This window comes from Pedobacter sp. R-06, assembly GCF_049913135.1.
In the GTDB taxonomy this organism is placed as follows: domain Bacteria; phylum Bacteroidota; class Bacteroidia; order Sphingobacteriales; family Sphingobacteriaceae; genus Pedobacter.
The window spans coordinates 216576-234940 of record NZ_CP183977.1; the positions used below are offsets into that span (position 1 = coordinate 216576).

Below are 18365 nucleotides of genomic sequence, written 5' to 3' on the forward strand. Positions count from 1 at the left end.
TGTTTTCAGTGGCCTAATAGCTGCTTCGTGGTCAGGATGTTTTTAAGTTTCGGTTGGTGGGACGCCAACCGATAGGTAAATGTTTCTATTTCATCTTGTTCACACTGATTAAGTTTCGGTCGGTGGGACACCAACCGATAGGTGAAAGATTCCCGCCTGCGCGTGAATGACGACCGCCATAGTCCGGGTCGATTCCTTACTTATGGGTCAGATCGTGGTATGCGTCATTCCGATGGGACACCAACCGGTAGGTAAAATATAGTCCACAGATCTCTCCACTACGCGTTGCTCCGGTCGAGATGGCGCCGATTTTTAGAATCTTTCATTGATAGCCAGACTGACAACACCTATGCTTAATTTAATGACATTGCCCGGCCCTCGCCTGGACCAATGACCAATGAACTATTGACTAATGAACTTACCTCCGTTGGTTCCCCTTACTCTGATTGATAATCGCTTCTTTATTGATCGATTTATTTGTTTTAACAGGAGCCTGACTTTGTTTCCGCTTCAAATTCCGACGGTAAGCACCAGAAATTTTCTGAATAAATTCCTTAAACGTATCAAACTGCTGGGTATACACCAAACCAAAAGAGGTTACGTTTGCCGTTGAGCTAATCCCGCTGTTCAAAAAGATACTTTGTTGCGTAGGTGGTTTATTTGCGGCCTTAATGGTTAAACTTCCGTCTTTTTTAATTAAGAAAAGGGCCTCAACCTCTCTGCCCACGTTATCTTTAGAGAAATCGATAACCGTAAAATCGTTCACACTGTTCCGGTCTACAATACCTGCGTTGATAATTAAACGATCGCTAAAGAATTTGAACGATGCATTGGCCTCGCTCAAGGAGCGTACGTTCAGATCGACAAAGTTTAAGTTTAATGAAGAAAGTACATTGTTAAACTGGTTGAATACCAACTCGGTAGCTGTACTGGCTGCGGTAGAACTGAGCTGGTTCCCGATCGATTCTCCTCCGTTTCCAGGAGCAAAACTTCTTCTGATAATTAAACTGAAAGCCTGCAGGTTCAGGTTGTTCTGATCGCTGAAATAGGTTTGCAGTTCTTCTTTGATAGAAGGCTGGGCAGGGAAATTGATATCAAGTTTAATATCTGGTTTTAAGAGTAAGCCCGTTAAGCCCATCTCAACCTCGGTATTTACCCTTTGGTTGGCATTACTACTGGCATCGCGGTTGGCTGCCTTGTAAAGATCGTTCAAACTCGCCCTCAAAGCGTATACTGCTTTTAAGTTAATCTGTGCAGCCGTAGGGTTACCCGTCCAGCGGATTGTTCCACCTTGCCTGATCTCGAATTTTTTGTTGATGACCTCCTGGGCCGTAAAATCGAAACTTCCGGTCTCGATGATATAATCGCCAGACATTTCAAAATCGCCAAAACTGTTGATGTTTAAGTTCAGCTCGGCATTACCCTTGCCACTTAAATTACCCAGGGTAGTAAATATATTCGCCGTGGTATTCGGGTCGATGGTTAATTTGAAGGTTAGGGTGAGGCCATCAAAGTTGGTCTTTTTCTTAACCAGAACGGTCGAATCGCGGCTTACGAAATTAATGAAATCTTTATCCGATATGGTTTCTGAACTGTTTAAAGGCAGGTTAAACACGGTTCCTTTCTCCGTTTTCGCCTTAATATCGATTTTCATTTTATTGGTAGGCCCGGTAAACGTAAATACACCTGTGCCATAAGCACGGCCATAGTATACCGAATTGTCTTTCGCGGTAGTGTTTAAGGCCATTAAACTGTTTGCATTTACCGTTACTTTTAATGTAGGGTAGTTGATGTCGTTTAAATCGACAGTGCCGCGTGCAGTAGCCTCATGCCCTTCCAGGTCCTTAAGCTCAAAATCGCCGAGTTCAACTACGCTGTTATTTATTTCCACATCATCGGTAATTACATAAGTGGTTTTAAGGTAGTTTACCATGAGCTGGCCTTTATCTAGCGCTACAGTTCCGTTAATTTCTGGCTTTTCGAATTTTCCCTTTACCGTTAAGTCGGCAGAGATGTTCCCTTTTAAATTCGATACCAGTTGTTTAACGAAAGGTTCAAGGATGGTAAGTTTACTTTCATCCATTTTTACAGCAAGGTCGATTTCTTTTTCTTTTAGATCGAGATTTCCGGTCAGCTTAAAAGTCTCCGAATCGTCGGCCATGATGCGGGTAAATACATTGATTTTTTTACTCTCGTTGCTGTACGATGAGGTATCGGTTAAAGTACCGATATAGATATCGTTAAAATTTAATGAATCGATCTTTAAATCGTCGGTTACCCTTGGCGCTTTTAATATGCCGTACAGATCGGTTGTTCCGTTCAGGTTTCCGCCCAGTTTAACACCAAAGCCTTTGGTAAAAGGGTTGAGGGTTTTTAGGTTGAAATCTTTAAAACCAACACTGATTAAATCTTTAGGGTCTTCCGAAATTAATCCATCAATAATAACCTGCTGCTTTCCGTTGGTTAAATCGAAATTACTGATCTCGGTTTTGCCATTGTTGAGCACAATGCGTACCTTCTCCTGGATGCGCCACTCTTCATTGTTGATTTTTAAGATAGAAGGCAATACGCTTAGTCTTGCCGTGGTATCCTGGTTTTTGGTAAATTCTACCAGGCCGTTTAAATCGAGCTGATTGTCCTCTTCGGCGTTCGACATTTTTACGTTGAAAGCCAAACTGTCGTTCCGCAGGATGTTGGAAATGTTTACATCTTTAATAAACAAACTGTCGTTAATCTGCACCCTGTCGGAAGTTACAATCAGTTGAAGCTGTTGTGTGGTGGTATTTTCATCGAGGATGATGTTGTTTACCACAATACCATTGTACTTTAGTTTCTTAACAAAGCCGTTCAGCGTTGCGGTATTGTTGCGCGAATCGAAATCGCCGGTTACCGTAGCGCCTTCTTCTAATTCTAAACCCGGTGCAAATATCTGCGCCAGCGGTTCGAACTTTTTAACCTTCAGGTTAAATTGAAAAATCTGGTGGTTGTATTTGATAATATCGGCCTTTAACGAAGGGATATACGTTTTGGCGATGGCTTTGTAATACGAAACAATAGAATTTAAATCGTACTCGCCTTTAATACTGGCATCTAAAATATCTGACCGGATATCGAGTACGCGGCTGGCGCCCGTTCCTGCGGCAATTAACTGTACCGAATCTACACTATAGATACCCTTCGGATTTTGCAGCCTGATTTGTTCTATTAATAATTTTCCGGAAATATTGTTCAGGTTGGTGCCCGAGAAATTGGTGGTAAATTTAGCATCAACCTGCAATGAATCTTTCAGGAGTTTTAAAGCCTTTAATCTTGCTTTAGAAATAGTGGCATTAAAGTTAAATACCGGCAATTTAGGATTCAGGTTTACCCCGCCGTCAAAAACCAGTTTAACGTTACGGTCGTTAATGCTCAGCTTGCCATCGAAATACTTTTTGTTAAAAGTTCCGTCAATCTTCACATTATGGTAACGGTAATTATTAAAGTCGATATAGTCTACATTGCCGTTTATCTTCTCGGTTAATTCTTTAAGCTCGGTGCCGCGGCCCTTAACATATAGCGAGGAGCTGATCCGGCCAAGGCTTTTTTCGTCAATCAGGTTACCCAGGTTAAAATCGTAGGTTTTTACGTTCCCGGTATAAGACGGAACATCGTTTTTATCGATTTTCATGTTCACATCCGAAACAATACGGCCAAGTTTGGTTTTAAATTCGCCGTAGGCAATAAAGTCGTTCTGGAAACCGGTAAAACTTCCGTTAAAGTTAATGTTGCCGAATTTATTTACAATTACCGGAACAATTTTCTTTTTGCTGTTGGTAATGCCTGCCAGCACTTCCTCCAGATCGGTTTTATTTGTTCCCGCCATTTCTATGTTGAGGTCCATAAAGGTCTCTTTCCATTTTGGCAGTCCCTTTAAAATAAAATCGCCTTTAATATGTGTGGCCCTTCCGGTTTTTAACGATAGTTTTTTGGCTTTAAGGTTGTTCACTAAACCCGTAATCTGGCCATCAACATCCAGATCAAGTTTCATGGTGTTCATTTCCGGCGCAAAAAACGCAACGTCTCTTGAGCTGATGTGGCTATCTTTAAAAATGGCCTTCATCCGCACATTATCTACATAGTGGTTAAAGTCTTTATAACTTTTAAACCGCATCTGGTAGTAATCGGTTAAACGGCTCTGATTGGTTTCGAGCAATAGGTTTTTCAGTTCGATGGCATTACTGTCTATCGTGGTTTGGGCCGTTAGGTTTTTAAGGTAAAACCCACTACGCTCTTTAAAAGTGAGGTTTTTAATATTGGTTTTAATCAGATGGTTTTTGGTATCGAGCCCTTCAAAAATTCCGCTCAACTCCTTAACACTTACGTTTTCGAAGTTTACACTTTTACCCTGGGTAGTATCTTTTGCCCTGTAGTTGATATACCTGAAGGCAAATTTATTTAGGATAATGCGGCCAATATTAATATCGTATGGTTTGCTTTTCTTTTTCTTTACAGTAGGTTTACCAGAATCGAAGTAGTTTATAATGAAATCGAGATTAGAAGACTTATCTTTGAAATCCTTTAGGAAAAACTGCCCATTGTTAATTTGAACGGTATTGATATCAATGATCTTTTTATCAATGGATAATTGATTAATATCGACCATAAACTGTGGTGTGCTCAGTAAGGTGTCTTTTTGTAAATCTAAAACCAATAAATCTTCGAGTACAATAGATTTAAATGGCTTGATGTAGAGACTCTTGATGGATACGGTGGTTTTAAGCTCTTTAGATAAATATGCGGCAGCTTTCTGCGCAAAATAAGTTTGAACAGGCTTAAATTGTAGCGAAAAAATAATAAGCGCAAGCAGCAAGATTATTGATGCGATTACCCAAAGGAGTATTTTAAATAGTTTTTTAATAATTTTGCAGCTTAAATATTAATAATTTGTCTGTTATACTTGCTATCGAGTCTTCTTGCGATGATACATCCGTTGCTATTTGTAACAACGGCAAAATTACTGCCAATGTTATTGCAAACCAAACAATTCATCAAAATTATGGTGGTGTTATACCTGAATTAGCTTCAAGGGTACATCAACAAAATATTGTGCCTGCCGTACAACAAGCTTTAATTAATGCTAAAGTTACAAAACAGGACATTAATGCCGTAGCTTTTACACGTGGCCCCGGTCTTTTAGGATCGTTGCTGGTTGGTGTTTCTTTCGCAAAATCTTTTGCATTAGCTTTAAATATACCTTTAATTTCTGTGAATCACATGCATGCGCATATCTTAGCGCACTTTATTGATGATCCTAAGCCAGGTTTCCCGTTTATCTGTTTAACGGTTTCGGGCGGGCACACACAGATTGTGCTGGTAAAAGATTACTTTGACATGGAAATAATTGGCGAAACATTAGACGATGCTGCAGGAGAAGCTTTTGATAAAACCGCTAAATTACTGGCGCTGCCTTATCCTGGTGGACCCCTGATTGATAAACATGCGCAGCATGGAAATCCGTTGGCCTTTAAATTTGCCGAACCGCAGATTGCCGATCTGAATTTTAGCTTTAGCGGTTTTAAAACTTCTATCCTGTATTTTATCAGGAAACAGGAAAAAGAGCACCCTGATTTTATTGCCGAAAATTTAGCTGATATCTGTGCATCGGTTCAACATAGCATTGTGCAGATTTTGCTGAATAAGTTAAAGAAAGCGGCAAAACAATACGGAATTAATGAAATTGCTATTGCAGGAGGTGTTTCGGCGAACTCTGGCTTAAGAAATGGATTACAGCAAACTGCCGATGAACTGGGCTGGAAGGTTTATATCCCCGCATTTCAATACTGTACAGATAATGCGGGCATGATTGCCATAGCAGGCTACCAGAAATACCTGAAAAAGGATTTCGTAGGGCAGGATGTTTCGCCAATGGCGCGGATGGAGTTTTAGGTTATTGGTTCATTGGTTCATTTGTCATTAGTTCATTGGTCATTGGTTCATTGGTCAATAGTTTATGGTTAATTGCCTGGAGTAGTTAACTGGCAACTGAAAACTGGTTAATTCCCTCGTTCGTCATTGCGAGGAACGAAGCAATCTACCACAGTGGTTAATGCAATGTACCTCCGTGTTTCTGTGCTTCCGTGGCAAAAAACTGTAAACCGCCAAGAGAAAACTGGCAATGAGAATTGTTTAAATTGAATTTATATATATGACTGGAGCATCGTTAATATTTTGGATTGTTTGTGCGATACCGCTAATCGGTATTTTATATTGGTTGATCAGAAATGATAAAAACAAGCTGAAAGGAAGCTGGGGCGTAATTATCCTGGGTGCTTTGGTTATTGCTGCACTTTTGGTAATTGTATATGTAACTAAAGATTTTAGCGCCATTTTTAGTCAGAATTAAAAGAATATTTCTGTTAATCTTATTTAGACCTAATCTATTTAAGGTCGATTGCCTATCTTTGCCGCAAATTAAAGATAGATGAAAAAAATTATACTGATCGTTGCCGTCTTCTTGCTTAATCTCCTTCGCGTGCATGCACAGAACGTTAAGGTTGAAGGATATGTTAAAGACAAAAAAAGCGAAATCCCTTATGTAACCGTTTCCCTGTTGGGGCAAAAAGTTCAAACAGATAGCAGAGGTTATTACTCCTTGTATATCAAAAGCGGTATTTCTTTTAAAATCGATATCAATGCCGTGGGTTACAAAACGTTTACCCAGCATATTTTATCGGTTAAAAACGATACCACTATAAATGTTGCCCTGGAAGCATTAAGCAATACACTTGATGACGTTGTGATTTCTACTTCCAGGAAACCGGAGGATATTAGAAATGTTACCACTTCGGTAAGTATTGTAAATAAGAAAAAGCTCGAAAAAGAGATTGCCATTAACCCTGATTTGAGTGCTATACTCGCCAATCAGGTGCCAGGTTTTGCACCTACTGCACAAACAGGTAATAATGTGGGCCAGAATTTAAGAGGTAGGCCTATGTTGGTGATGATCGATGGGGTTTCGCAGTCTTCGCCGTTAAGAAATGCCGAGGTGGATTTAAGATCCATCGATCCTTCGGTATTGGAGCGTATAGAGGTAGTAAAAGGCGCAACCGCAATTTATGGAAACGGTGCTGCCGGTGGATTGGTAAATTATATTACCATGGTTCCGGATACCGCTGCAAGGTTTGCCGGTAAAACCCAGATCAATTTAAACGGTTCCTTGGTAAAGGTAAAAAACTCCGCAGGCGGAAGGATTAACCAGATGTTTTATGGCAAACTTGGAAAGTTCGATTATGTGGTGAGTGGTATGTACGAGCAAACCGGGGAGTATAAAGATGCAAAGGGCGATATTGTAGGACCTAATTATAGTTTAGGTGAAACCGACAGCTATAATGCTTTTGCCAAGTTTGGTTATACACCTGCAAAAAATCAACGTATTCAGCTTACCTATAATACATACAGCAGCTTGCAGAACAGTAATTTTACTTTGGTAAACGGTAATCTGGCAACTGGTCAGAAAGCAACCGGTGTTCTAGGGAAGCCACTTGGTATCCCGACCGGAGTTGATTATAACCACAATTTAAATCTATCGTACAAGATTGATAGTACTTTTTTGCATTCGAGTTTGAACGTAGATGTTTACTACGAAACCCGTAAAGATGTTTTTTATGTTTCTTTAGGCCGCTTTGATGGAGGAGACGGACAATCGCTTGCCAAAAATGATAAAAAAGGAGCACGTTTGTTTTTGGAAACGCCAGTATTGAATCTTGATTTCTTAAAAGCGAGGATTGCCTATGGTGCCGATTTTATGAAAGATAAAACTGCTCAGCCACTGGTAGATGGTAGGGTGTGGGTGCCAACCATGGATATGACCAATATTGCCCCTTTTGCCCAGGCAGATTTTAATATTTTAAGAAAGCTCGTATTCAAAACCGGACTGCGTTACGAAAATGTAAACATAGCAGTTGATGATTACCGTACTTTAAGGACTACAGGTGCCAATAATAGCACCATTACACCTTCTTTTGATGTAGCTGGTGGCAATTTGAAATACAATACCTATCTTTTTAATGCAGGTTTAAGGTACAACCAATTTAATGTTTTTAGTCCATTTGTAAGTTTCTCTCAAGGCTTTTCGGTAATGGATATCGGGCTTGCTTTGCGCGATGCGAAAGTAAATAGCATCGATAAGATCAATACCGATGCGGTAAAAGTTAATAATTACGAAGCAGGTTTTGAAAGCAGGATTGCCGGACTAACATTTTCTGCTTCAGGATATATCAGTACTTCTAAGTTAGGTATCGAAGTGGTTTACGATCCTGCTACCGGTTTATTTAATACCGCCAGAAATCCTGAAAAAATTTATGGCTTTGAACTGGCCGCTGATTACCGCTTTTTTGATCAACTGGATTTGTCTGCAAGCTACAGCTATACAGAAGGCAAACGTGATATTGATAAAAACGGAAAGTTTAACGATGACGGAGATCTGTACCTGAACGGCCGCCGCATTTCTGCGCCTAAAGTTACGGCTTCGGTAAGCTATAGCCCATTAAAGGTATTAGATTTAACATTGAATTATACCGGGATCAATTCCCGCAATAGGTTCGAGAAAAACAGCAATGGAGTGTACAATGGAAACGAAGGTGCAGTAAAGGCTTATCATTTATTCAGTTTTGCCGGGATTTACCAGGTTAAAAAGAACACCAAGCTTAGCTTAGGTGTTGATAATATTTTTAACCAGGATTATTTTCCTGCCAGGGCGCAATGGTTTATGCAGCCTGGTTTTTACTCAAAAGGGCGAGGTACTGCTGTAAATTTTGGAATTTCGGTTAGTTATTAACCAAATTCTAAAATAGAAAAAGAGGTTGCCTCATAAATATAGAATTGTCATCCTGTCTAAAGGACTCCTACGGAGAGCTTGTCGAAAGACCTGTTTTAAATGTCTTACAAGGCGTTTCGACAACTTGTCCCGATTCTTCGGGAGGCTCAACGTGACAAATCTAATTACAATTTATGATACAGCCTCTTTTTGTAAATGAATATATGGTGATTTCTATTTCTCAGCCAGTTTATCGCCGGTTACTTCAGCTTTGATTTTAATTTCTAATTCTTCTGCCAATTCAGGGTTGTCGCTCAACAATTGTTTTACGGCATCTCTACCCTGGCCAAGTTTGGTATCTCCGTAAGAGAACCATGATCCTGCTTTCTTGATGATGCCAAAATCAACACCTAAGTCGATAATCTCACCGTTTTTAGAAATACCTTCGCCGAACATCACATCAAATTCTGCAATACGGAAAGGCGGCGCCACTTTATTTTTAACAATTTTTACTTTCACACGGTTACCGGAAACTTCGTCAGAATCTTTGATCTGCGAAATACGACGGATATCTAAACGTACCGATGCATAAAATTTCAATGCATTACCACCGGTTGTGGTTTCTGGGTTGCCGAACATTACTCCAATTTTATCACGTAACTGGTTAATGAAAATACAGCAACATCCGGTTTTCGAAATTGTTCCGGTTAATTTACGTAGTGCCTGACTCATTAAACGTGCATGTAAACCCATTTTACTGTCGCCCATTTCACCTTCAATTTCACTTTTAGGAACCAAAGCGGCAACAGAGTCGATTACAATTACATCAATAGCACCCGAACGGATTAAGTTATCGGCAATTTCTAATGCCTGCTCGCCATTATCGGGTTGAGAGATTAAAAGGTTATCGGTATCTACACCCAGTTTTTTCGCATAAAACTGATCAAAGGCATGCTCTGCATCAATAAAAGCAGCAATACCACCTTTTTTCTGTGCTTCGGCAATAATATGTGTAGCTAAAGTTGTTTTACCAGAAGATTCCGGACCATAGATTTCAATTACACGGCCTTTTGGAATACCGCCGATACCTAAAGCAATATCTAAACTGATTGATCCTGTAGAAATAAAATCTATCGGTTCGATGGCAGAATCGCCAAGTTTCATGATGGTACCTTTACCGTATGATTTCTCTAGCTTATCTAAAGTAAGTTGTAGGGCTTTTAATTTATCTGGATTTGCAGTGCTCATTTCTTTTTTCATTGATTGCGTAAATATAATCGTTTATCGGCTAATATGCTTAAATGTTGATATTTATAATGCTAATATATTTAGCTAAGGTAAATGTTTTTTAGCTAATGTCAATAGTAAAGTAAAAATAATTTTTTAAGCTTTTAATTTATCCCTTTCGTTTTGTGCGGTTAAACGTTCGAAGTACCTGCACATGTAGGTAATTTCGCAAACATCACATTTGGGGCTTCTGGCTACGCAAACGTAACGTCCGTGCAGAATAAGCCAGTGGTGTGCAATGTGGATATCGTGTTCGGGAAGGTTTTTAACTAAATCTTTTTCAACTGCCAAGGGGGTTTTACCATTGGTTAAACCCAAACGGTTGGCCACACGGAAAACGTGGGTATCAACCGCCATGGCCGGTGCATTGTAAATTACCGAGGCAATTACATTGGCGGTTTTGCGGCCAACACCCGGCATTTTCTGTAAGTCGTCTATGCCTGATGGCACCACATCGTTAAATTCGTTAAGCAGCATATTGGCCATACCCACCAGGTGTTTCGCCTTATTGTTGGGGTAGCTGATGCTTCTGATATAGTCGAAAACAATATCGGGAGTAGCTTCGGCCAGCGCTTTAGCATTAGGGAAGCGTTGAAAAAGCGCAGGGGTTACCATATTTACCCTTTTATCGGTGCACTGTGCAGAAAGGATTACCGCCACTAAAAGCTGATAAGGATTATTATAATGTAACTCGGTTTCTGCATCAGGCTGCTTGGCCGAAAAATGTTCTACAAAAAGTTTGTAGCGTTCTTTTTTAAGCATGTGCAAATATAGGTTAAAGATGGAAAATGTAACTGCTAAATTGGAAGAAGAGCATGTAGAACGGAAGAACCAGAAGATAAACTGTAATTTGTCGCTTTGAATTATATAGGAACCTTTCAGCCCTGACCAGATTTGACGGGTAAGGTAAAGACATTAATCAGTTCAGGATTAGGAGCGCAATTTGCTGCTAAGATTAAGGTTTTTTCCTGTTTTCCGCTTTTACGCTTCGCTGCCTCGTGCCTCGTTGCTGCAGGGTAACGCTGCAACCAGGGCTAGGTGGGCAATACAGTATTTCATTTTTAGGGTTTGCAGGCTGCATAATCCCTAGTTTCTAAACCCGATCAGATAGATATTGGATGAGCGTGAGATATTACTAAAGAGTTTCGCCGTTTTTGCAGTAACCTTTGTTAAATAAACCCGGTAGGAGCGTGCATCCCGATTTAAGCACCCGTTTATGTTAACTTTGGTATGCTTGCTTGTTTCACAGGTTTCTATCGGGATAAAGCGGATAACGGGACTGCTGCTCCCGAAGAATTACCGGACGTCCGTTTCCAAAAACAAAAAAAAGATATGGTAAGTAACTGCTAGTGTAGAAATACCTTTATAATTGTTTTAATCCATTTAATTGTTAATGGCTTAATGCCAGCCTTTGATCCGATCATGAAACACATAATTATGTAAACATTTTCGGTAAATGTGTAACATCCGGAAAGGCCATACCGCTAGTTTTGTTTAAAATTTAAACACACAATGAAAACCTTATTTAAATTATGTACGATCCAGGTTATTGTACTAATTATGGCCGGCAGTGTAACAGCACAGGAAAAAGCAGCAGCAGTTAACCCTTTACAGGCTTATTACGAAGTTAAAGATGCCTTAATTGGCAGCAATGCAAGCGTTGCTGGCACCAAGGCTACTGCATTAATTAATGCGATAAAAGCCAACGAAAAAACCAACGCTTCGAAAGTATTACGCGATAAAATATTATTTGATGCCGAGCACATTGCCGAGAGTAAAGATATCGAACACCAAAGAGATCATTTTACTTCTTTATCAACCGATTTTTATGCCTTGGTAAAAGCGGTAAAACTTAACGATAAGCCTGTTTATTATGCTTATTGTCCGATGAAGAAAAGCTATTGGTTAAGCGAAGGCGAGGCGATAAAAAATCCATATTACGGCAATAAAATGTTAACTTGTGGCAAGGTTGCCGAAGTACTTAAATAAAACACACGCTACAAAATGAAGTTTATTTTAGTTTGTTGCCTTAGTATTTTGCTCAGTAGTTTTGCTTTTGGCCAACATCAGCACAACGAGGTAAAAGCAGCTGACCTCCAGAAAGCAAGTGATGTAAAAACTTTAGGCAACAACAAGCCGCCAAGGGTTGTGCGCTATGATTTATATGTTGCCGATACAACCGTAACTTTTGGCGGGAAAGCTAAAAGAGCCATTGCGGTGAATGGGCAAATCCCCATGCCAACACTAACCTTTACCGAGGGCGATACGGCAGAAATACATGTGCACAACAGGCTAAAAGAGTCAACCTCATTGCATTGGCACGGGCTGTTTCTCCCTAATCAATATGATGGGGTTCCTTATTTGACCCAAATGCCTATTGAACCCAATAAAACCCATGTTTACCGTTTTCCTATTATACAGAACGGTACCCATTGGTACCATAGCCATTCGGGTTTGCAGGAGCAGATTGGAATGTACGGCGCAATGATCTTAAATAAAAGGAAAGAGCCCGCTATACCTACAGTACCTGTTGTTTTAAGTGAGTGGACAAATATGATGCCCCACGAAGTTGACAGACGGTTACACAATGCCAATGATTGGTTCGCGATAAAAAAAGGCACTACACAAAGTTACGCCGAAGCCATAAAAGGCGGACACTTTAAAACCAAACTCACCAACGAACTGAAACGGATGACCGCCATGGATGTGAGTGACGTATATTACGAAGCTTTTTTAGTGAATGGAAAAAATCAGTACCAGGTACCTAACAACCTCAAAGCAGGCGACAAGGTAAGGTTGCGCATTGCTAACGGAGGAGCATCTACTTATTTTTGGCTCACTTATGCGGGTGGTAAAATAACGGTAGTGGCCAATGATGGTAACGATGTAACGCCGGTAGAGGTAGACCGGCTGATTATTGCCGTTTCCGAAACCTATGACGTAATCGTAACCATTCCTGAAAATAAAAGTTATGAGTTTTTGTTCACGCCCGAAGACCGTACCCAATATGCCTCTTTATGGCTGGGTAGCGGACAAAAAGTATCTGCTCAAAAATTGCCCAAATTGAAGTATTTCGAAGGCATGAAAATGATGAACGAAATGATGGATATGAACGGTAATCTGGTACAGATGGAAGGCATGAAAATGCAGAACCAGGTAATGGATATGAATACCGTAATGTATGCTGAACTGGATGATGCCGGGACTGATACGGTTGTTGCTGATGCACATAAGGGCCATGATATGGGTAACGGTAAAGGCGTAAAAGGCCCCATGACAACATTGAATTATAATATGCTGCGCTCGCCTGAAAAAACGGTTTTGCCTAAAGCCCCAACCCGTGAAATGGAGTTTCAGTTAACGGGCAATATGAACCGTTATGTTTGGACTTTGGATAATAAAACCATCTCTGAAGAAGACAGAATCCTCATCAAAAAGGGCGAAAACCTGCGGATCATTTTATATAACAACAGTATGATGCGCCACCCTATGCACCTGCACGGGCATGATTTTAGGGTAATTAATGGCCAGGGCGATTACGCCCCTTTAAAAAATGTACTCGATATCATGCCCATGGAGCGCGATACTATTGAGTTTAGCGCTTCAGAAAGTGGCGATTGGTTTTTTCACTGCCATATTTTATACCACATGATGAGCGGGATGGGTAAAATTTTCAGCTATGAAAACTCACCGTTAAACCCCGAAATCCCAAACCCTAAATTGGCACAGCGAAAACTTTTTGCCGACGACAGGATGTTTCATTTTATGGCCGAAAACGATTTTGCCAGCAACGGGAACGACGGCATGGCCATGTTGGCAAATACGCGTTGGAGTATTGGAGCTGAGTGGCGCTTAGGTTACAATAAGATGCATGGCTTTGAAACCGAAACCCATATTGGCCGGTATATAGACCGGATGCAGTGGCTAATGCCTTTTGTGGGTTTTGATTGGCGCTACCGGAAAATGGAAACTGGTGAACCCGAAACCAATATTTTTGGCCAGAAAAGCACAAAGGATAAAAGAAGTATGTTTAGTGTAGGGCTTGCCTACACCTTGCCCATGTTGGTAATAGCGCAGGCAGAAGTGTACCACGATGGTAATGTTCGTTTGCAGTTGATGCGGGAAGATATACCGGTTTCCAAACGTTTAAGGGCAAGCTTTATGGTAAACAGTGATAAAGAATTTATGGGCGGACTTAAATTTATTACCACTAAATACATGGGTATTTCTGCGCACTATGATAGCGATATGGGGTTCGGCGCTGGTTTAACACTTAATTATTGATCTAACCATTAGTAATCTCCCTCAGCAACTTGTCGCATTCGGCAAAGGCATTATACAGATATTTATTGCGGTGTTTTTCTCCCTGACCGCTAAAAGAAACCGATTTCATAATCAGGCCCTGCATCCATTGTTTGGTTTGTTTGCAGTAGGCCTGGTCTTCGGTTCTTAAATAATTAAAGGTATTAAACCTGTTGTAGCAGGCCATGCGGTCTTTAAAATCGACCAGGTAAGCAATGCTTCCCAATACATCGCAGTTGTACCAGTTAAAGGTATGGTTAGGGTCGATGGTTTTTTTGCTGCTAATGGCATACATATTCATATCGGTAAGGCAATACCTTACCTGCTCTACAATTTTCACGGCCAGCTCGGTATCGGTAAGGTGCCCGGCTTCGAATGCATACCTGATCTGTTCGAGTGTGCCTGTTACAGTATCTTTAGACCATATTTCGGTGCTTGGTATTTCCAGATAAGTGGCATGCAGCTCTTGCGAAATTTTAATAATTTCATCCGATAGGAAGGAAGAGCTAAAGGGCGTTTCGAGGTTATTGGCACTATTTGCCCAGAAGAAGAGTTTAAAACTGGTGAGTTCGGGGTACTTGAAAAAATGAAATAAAGGAATATCGTCGGTTGTAATGGTGATGTGTTTCTTATTGCTGTTTTTGATGGCTTTTATATTGTCCAATAAATTTCGGAGATAGCCAATCATATCTAAATCTTCATTTACACTTAAGTAACTAAAAGTAACCGATAACGATTGTTTTGGGCTGTAAAGAAACGGGACGTCAAAACAATCGGAAAGCTTGATGATTTGCTGGAAAGTAAGGTTGCTGTCGCCCCTGATTTTCTTATAGGCCTCATTTGTGCTTATTCCTAATTCTTCAGCTACACTCAGCGCCAGGTTCTGGTATTCGGGCAGGGCTGATCTGATGGCCTGAAAAAATAATGCTTGTTGATTATCCATAAAGATTAATTTTTTAAGGGAATATAAGATTTTTTAATAATCAATTGGATTATTGCTTCAGGTTAAATTAGGGAATATAATTTATAATCAGGGGAGGAGGTTTATGTTTTCTTTAAAAGATAATTATCTATTCGTTTATAATCTTTAAGATTAATTGTGGTTTGTTCGATGTTTTAGATTTGATTAGGAATTAAAACGCACTATAATGAACAAATTAAGATTTATAAAAGATGAAGGCTCTGAATTCTACAAAGAACTGAACGAGCAGATAGAACAATATTTTATCCATACCGGGATGAAAAAGACGGGAAACACAAAAATGTTTTTCAAGATCTTCCTTTACTTCGGTTTGGACATCCTGTTTTACGCCTTAATGATTACCAGTCATTCGGTATTTGCGTTCTATGCATTTTACCTGCTGATGGGACTTTCAGTTTTGTTAACTGCTTTTAATGTTTCGCACGATGCCGCCCATGGTGTGGCGGTTAAAAGTAAGTTCTGGAACCGGTTGTTGTTTTCGTTGAGTTTTAACCTGCAGGGCAATAATGCCTATGTGTGGGGCAAGAACCACAACGAATCGCACCATTTATATACCAACATAGAAGGTAGTGATATTGATGTGCTGAACAATCCGCTGTTTAGGATGACCGAATCGCAGCCTTTAAAAGGGTACCATCGATATCAGTTTATATATGCACCATTTCTATACCTCTTTTATTCGATTAACTGGTTCTTTTTTAGGGAAACCCTGATGTTGTTCAATTTATCGAGCCGTACCATTAAAATAGAGATTCCCCGCATTGAAGTGGTAAAGCTGGTGGTATATAAACTCTTGTATATAGGATATATGATCGTTTTGCCTATTTACCTGTTGCCCTTCGGTTGGGCAGTAGTTCTGGTGGCTTTCCTGCTGAACCATTTTATTATTTCTCTGCTGTTTGTAGCGGTATTAGGCGTTGCACATTTATCAGATTATGTATCTCATCCTGTGCCTGATAAAGATAATAAATTGAATATGAGCTGGCCCAAACTGCAGTTGCTTACTTCTATAGATTATCATGCAGAAAGTAAATTTCTTAACTGGACACTTGGCGGCTTTAATGCCCATGCGGTACACCACCTGCTTCCGAACGTTTGCCATGTACACTACCCTGACATTATTCCGGTTTTTAAAGCGTTGGCTAAAAAGCACAAGCTTACTTATATGGAAATGTCGTACGGCGAATCTTTAGCCTCACATTTCAGGTTTTTGAAAATGATGGGCAAAAGTGAACACTTAATGCCGATGAGATATGAAGGATAAACATATTTATGTAGCGGCTGATAGTCAGTTGTTAAAAGCGATATACAAACGCGTTAGTCAAGAAGTAGTAGCTAATAAATCTGCTTTTATGCGGATAATAGCGCTTAAATTCCATGTGTATTTTTTGCTCACCTTATTGGCCTATTTAGCTTTATACCGTACGGTTAACCCAATTGGTTTTATTGGCTGTTTTATGGTATATGGTTTTATTGCATTGCTCTTTGCCTTTAACTTCTCGCACGATTTTTCGCACAATACCATTTTTAAAAGCAGGCGGTTTAACCATATCTGCTTTGTGGCTATTTATACATTGGTTGGTGCACATGCCGAAGCCTGGAAACTTCGCCATGTTAATTCACATCATTACGCGCCAAATGTAGAAGACTATGATTCGGACCTTAAAATATCGAAGTTGATCCGTGTGGTGCCGGATAGCAAATATTATTGGTTTCATGCGTACCAACACCTGTATGCACCATTAGCTTATACTACCTATTCGCTGTTCTGGATTTTTATTAAAGATTTTGTGATTCTTTTTGGTAATGATGGCTTTGCGGTTAAAAAAGGCTTTAAATATTATTTGTCTTTTGCGCTTCAAAAATCGATCTATATTGGTTTATTGCTGGTGCTACCCTTACTTTTTTCTGGTCAGCAATGGTACGTGGTAGCATTTGGTTTTTTGATGATGCATTTAAGCCAATCGCTGTTTTTGCTGTTTACATTTTTTATGACACACCATGTTGAGGAAACGCAGTATCCGAAAGCAGATGTGCAGGGTTATATTAATGCTTCGTGGCTGATGAACCAGGTAAAAAGCTCGAACGATATGCATCCTTTTAGTAAAACGGCAAACTTTATTTTGGGTGGTTTTAATAATCATATCGCCCATCATCTATTCCCGCACTACCATCATGTGTATTATCCGCAGATCAGTAAAATATTATACGAAATGTTAAATGAGAATGGGATAACCCCCAATTGTACCAGTTATTTGGGTGGGATAAAATCTCATTTAAAGCTGCTTAAAAGAATGGGGGTTGCTGCATAGTCCTGATGCTCATCTAAATTAAACATGATGAAATATTTATTGATATGTTTTTGTTTGCTACTGTTTATAGATGCATCAGCACAGCAGGATACCTTACACCAAAATCATAAATTTTACTATGGTGTAGGTTTGAGCGGAGGTAAAGGAACTGAAGATGGTGGTTACGGTGAGCTTCATCTTTATTTGCAGCGTAAAACCAATTATATTGCTTTTAAATCATCGGGTATTTCGGAATTCGAGCTTTTTGGAGATAAGCCTAATCCCAGTATTTCTGATGTTGGGATTATTGTAGGCAAAAGTTATAGTTTCGAACGCTATATCAACATCAAGCTTGGTGCAGGGCTGGCATTTACGGAGCAGATATCAAGAGGTGCATTTTTGTACAATACCTGTAAGTCTATGTTTTGCCTGTTTGATCATGATGTTTATGAAATTGTTACCACCCGAACTATTGGCATTCCGATAGAAGTAAGGACCAGTTTTTTGGTTGGGAGGGCTGCAGCGTTAACCCTTGGAATGAGTGCAAATCTCAATAACGCAAATAGCTTTTGTGGCTTTTCGGTGGGTGCTACCTTTGGGCGTTTGAGAGACAGAGTGAAGTGATTATTGAATGATTGAGTTTCGAATGAGCGAATGATTTAGATTTTCTCATTCACTCATTCAAAAATGGCGCACTGGGTTTTTAATT

The 18365-nt window shown here is 39.9% G+C and carries 12 protein-coding genes; 8 read left to right on the plus strand and 4 right to left on the minus strand.

The features are described from left to right. Positions 1-418 precede the first annotated feature (418 nt). Positions 419-4849, minus strand: a complete 4431-nt coding sequence (locus tag ACN9MR_RS00985) for a translocation/assembly module TamB domain-containing protein (protein WP_426327783.1) — start codon at positions 4847-4849, stop codon at positions 419-421. 74 nt (positions 4850-4923) lie between these two features. On the opposite strand from ACN9MR_RS00985, the gene tsaD reads away from it, so the two are divergent. From tsaD to ACN9MR_RS01000, 3 genes are all read left to right on the plus strand, one after another. Further along, positions 4924-5925, plus strand: a complete 1002-nt coding sequence (gene tsaD / locus ACN9MR_RS00990) for a tRNA (adenosine(37)-N6)-threonylcarbamoyltransferase complex transferase subunit TsaD (protein ID WP_426327784.1) — start codon at positions 4924-4926, stop codon at positions 5923-5925. Positions 5926-6184: 259 nt separating this feature from the next. Further along, on the plus strand, positions 6185-6382 hold the full coding sequence (locus tag ACN9MR_RS00995) for a hypothetical protein (RefSeq protein ID WP_057930348.1): 198 nt from the start codon (positions 6185-6187) through the stop codon (positions 6380-6382). 78 nt (positions 6383-6460) lie between these two features. After that, on the plus strand, positions 6461-8815 hold the full coding sequence (locus ACN9MR_RS01000; RefSeq protein ID WP_426327786.1) for a TonB-dependent receptor: 2355 nt from the start codon (positions 6461-6463) through the stop codon (positions 8813-8815). A gap of 213 nt (positions 8816-9028) precedes the next feature. Here the strand turns inward: ACN9MR_RS01000 and recA are convergent, their stop codons facing one another. Both recA and nth read right to left on the minus strand, forming a co-directional pair. Next, complete coding sequence (recA, locus tag ACN9MR_RS01005; protein ID WP_057935221.1) at positions 9029-10042, minus strand: recombinase RecA; 1014 nt, start codon at positions 10040-10042, stop codon at positions 9029-9031. 135 nt (positions 10043-10177) lie between these two features. Further along, positions 10178-10843, minus strand: a complete 666-nt coding sequence (gene nth / locus ACN9MR_RS01010; RefSeq protein ID WP_057935219.1) for an endonuclease III — start codon at positions 10841-10843, stop codon at positions 10178-10180. 750 nt (positions 10844-11593) lie between these two features. On the opposite strand from nth, the gene ACN9MR_RS01015 reads away from it, so the two are divergent. Together ACN9MR_RS01015 and ACN9MR_RS01020 are read left to right on the plus strand one after the other, a co-directional pair. Further along, on the plus strand, positions 11594-12070 hold the full coding sequence (locus ACN9MR_RS01015; protein WP_426327787.1) for a DUF3347 domain-containing protein: 477 nt from the start codon (positions 11594-11596) through the stop codon (positions 12068-12070). 15 nt (positions 12071-12085) lie between these two features. Next, positions 12086-14365 carry a multicopper oxidase domain-containing protein gene (locus tag ACN9MR_RS01020; RefSeq protein ID WP_426327788.1) on the plus strand — a complete coding sequence of 760 codons (2280 nt, stop codon included), beginning with the start codon at positions 12086-12088 and terminating at the stop codon, positions 14363-14365. A 1-nt stretch (position 14366) separates the two neighbouring features. Here ACN9MR_RS01020 and ACN9MR_RS01025 read toward each other — a convergent pair whose 3' ends face one another. After that, positions 14367-15326, minus strand: a complete 960-nt coding sequence (locus tag ACN9MR_RS01025) for a hypothetical protein (protein WP_426327790.1) — start codon at positions 15324-15326, stop codon at positions 14367-14369. A gap of 205 nt (positions 15327-15531) precedes the next feature. Between ACN9MR_RS01025 and ACN9MR_RS01030 the strand changes: the two genes are divergently transcribed. Genes ACN9MR_RS01030 through ACN9MR_RS01040 form a run of 3 tightly spaced genes read left to right on the plus strand, consistent with a single transcriptional unit; the run spans position 15532 to position 18280 of the window. Beyond that, entirely contained in the window at positions 15532-16629 is a 1098-nt protein-coding gene (locus tag ACN9MR_RS01030) for a fatty acid desaturase family protein (RefSeq protein WP_426327792.1), read from the plus strand. Continuing rightward, the gene (locus tag ACN9MR_RS01035; protein WP_426327794.1) at positions 16619-17677 is read left to right on the plus strand and encodes a fatty acid desaturase family protein; all 1059 of its coding nucleotides are present in this window, start codon (positions 16619-16621) and stop codon (positions 17675-17677) included. Before ACN9MR_RS01030 ends, ACN9MR_RS01035 begins: the two co-directional genes overlap by 11 nt. A gap of 24 nt (positions 17678-17701) precedes the next feature. Further along, positions 17702-18280, plus strand: coding sequence for a hypothetical protein (locus tag ACN9MR_RS01040; protein ID WP_426327796.1), 579 nt, complete (start codon positions 17702-17704; stop codon positions 18278-18280). The last annotated feature ends 85 nt before the right edge of the window (positions 18281-18365 follow it).

Bases quoted from the DNA above. Each gene is read 5' to 3' on its own strand.
- ACN9MR_RS00995 (WP_057930348.1), top strand. From the start codon at position 6,185: ATGACTGGAGCATCGTTAATATTTTGGATTGTTTGTGCGATACCGCTA.
- ACN9MR_RS01000 (WP_426327786.1), top strand. From the start codon at position 6,461: ATGAAAAAAATTATACTGATCGTTGCCGTCTTCTTGCTTAATCTCCTT.
- recA (WP_057935221.1), bottom strand. From the start codon at position 10,042: ATGAGCACTGCAAATCCAGATAAATTAAAAGCCCTACAACTTACTTTA.
- nth (WP_057935219.1), bottom strand. From the start codon at position 10,843: ATGCTTAAAAAAGAACGCTACAAACTTTTTGTAGAACATTTTTCGGCC.
- ACN9MR_RS01015 (WP_426327787.1), top strand. From the start codon at position 11,594: ATGAAAACCTTATTTAAATTATGTACGATCCAGGTTATTGTACTAATT.
- ACN9MR_RS01020 (WP_426327788.1), top strand. From the start codon at position 12,086: ATGAAGTTTATTTTAGTTTGTTGCCTTAGTATTTTGCTCAGTAGTTTT.
- ACN9MR_RS01025 (WP_426327790.1), bottom strand. From the start codon at position 15,326: ATGGATAATCAACAAGCATTATTTTTTCAGGCCATCAGATCAGCCCTG.
- ACN9MR_RS01030 (WP_426327792.1), top strand. From the start codon at position 15,532: ATGAACAAATTAAGATTTATAAAAGATGAAGGCTCTGAATTCTACAAA.
- ACN9MR_RS01035 (WP_426327794.1), top strand. From the start codon at position 16,619: ATGAAGGATAAACATATTTATGTAGCGGCTGATAGTCAGTTGTTAAAA.
- ACN9MR_RS01040 (WP_426327796.1), top strand. From the start codon at position 17,702: ATGATGAAATATTTATTGATATGTTTTTGTTTGCTACTGTTTATAGAT.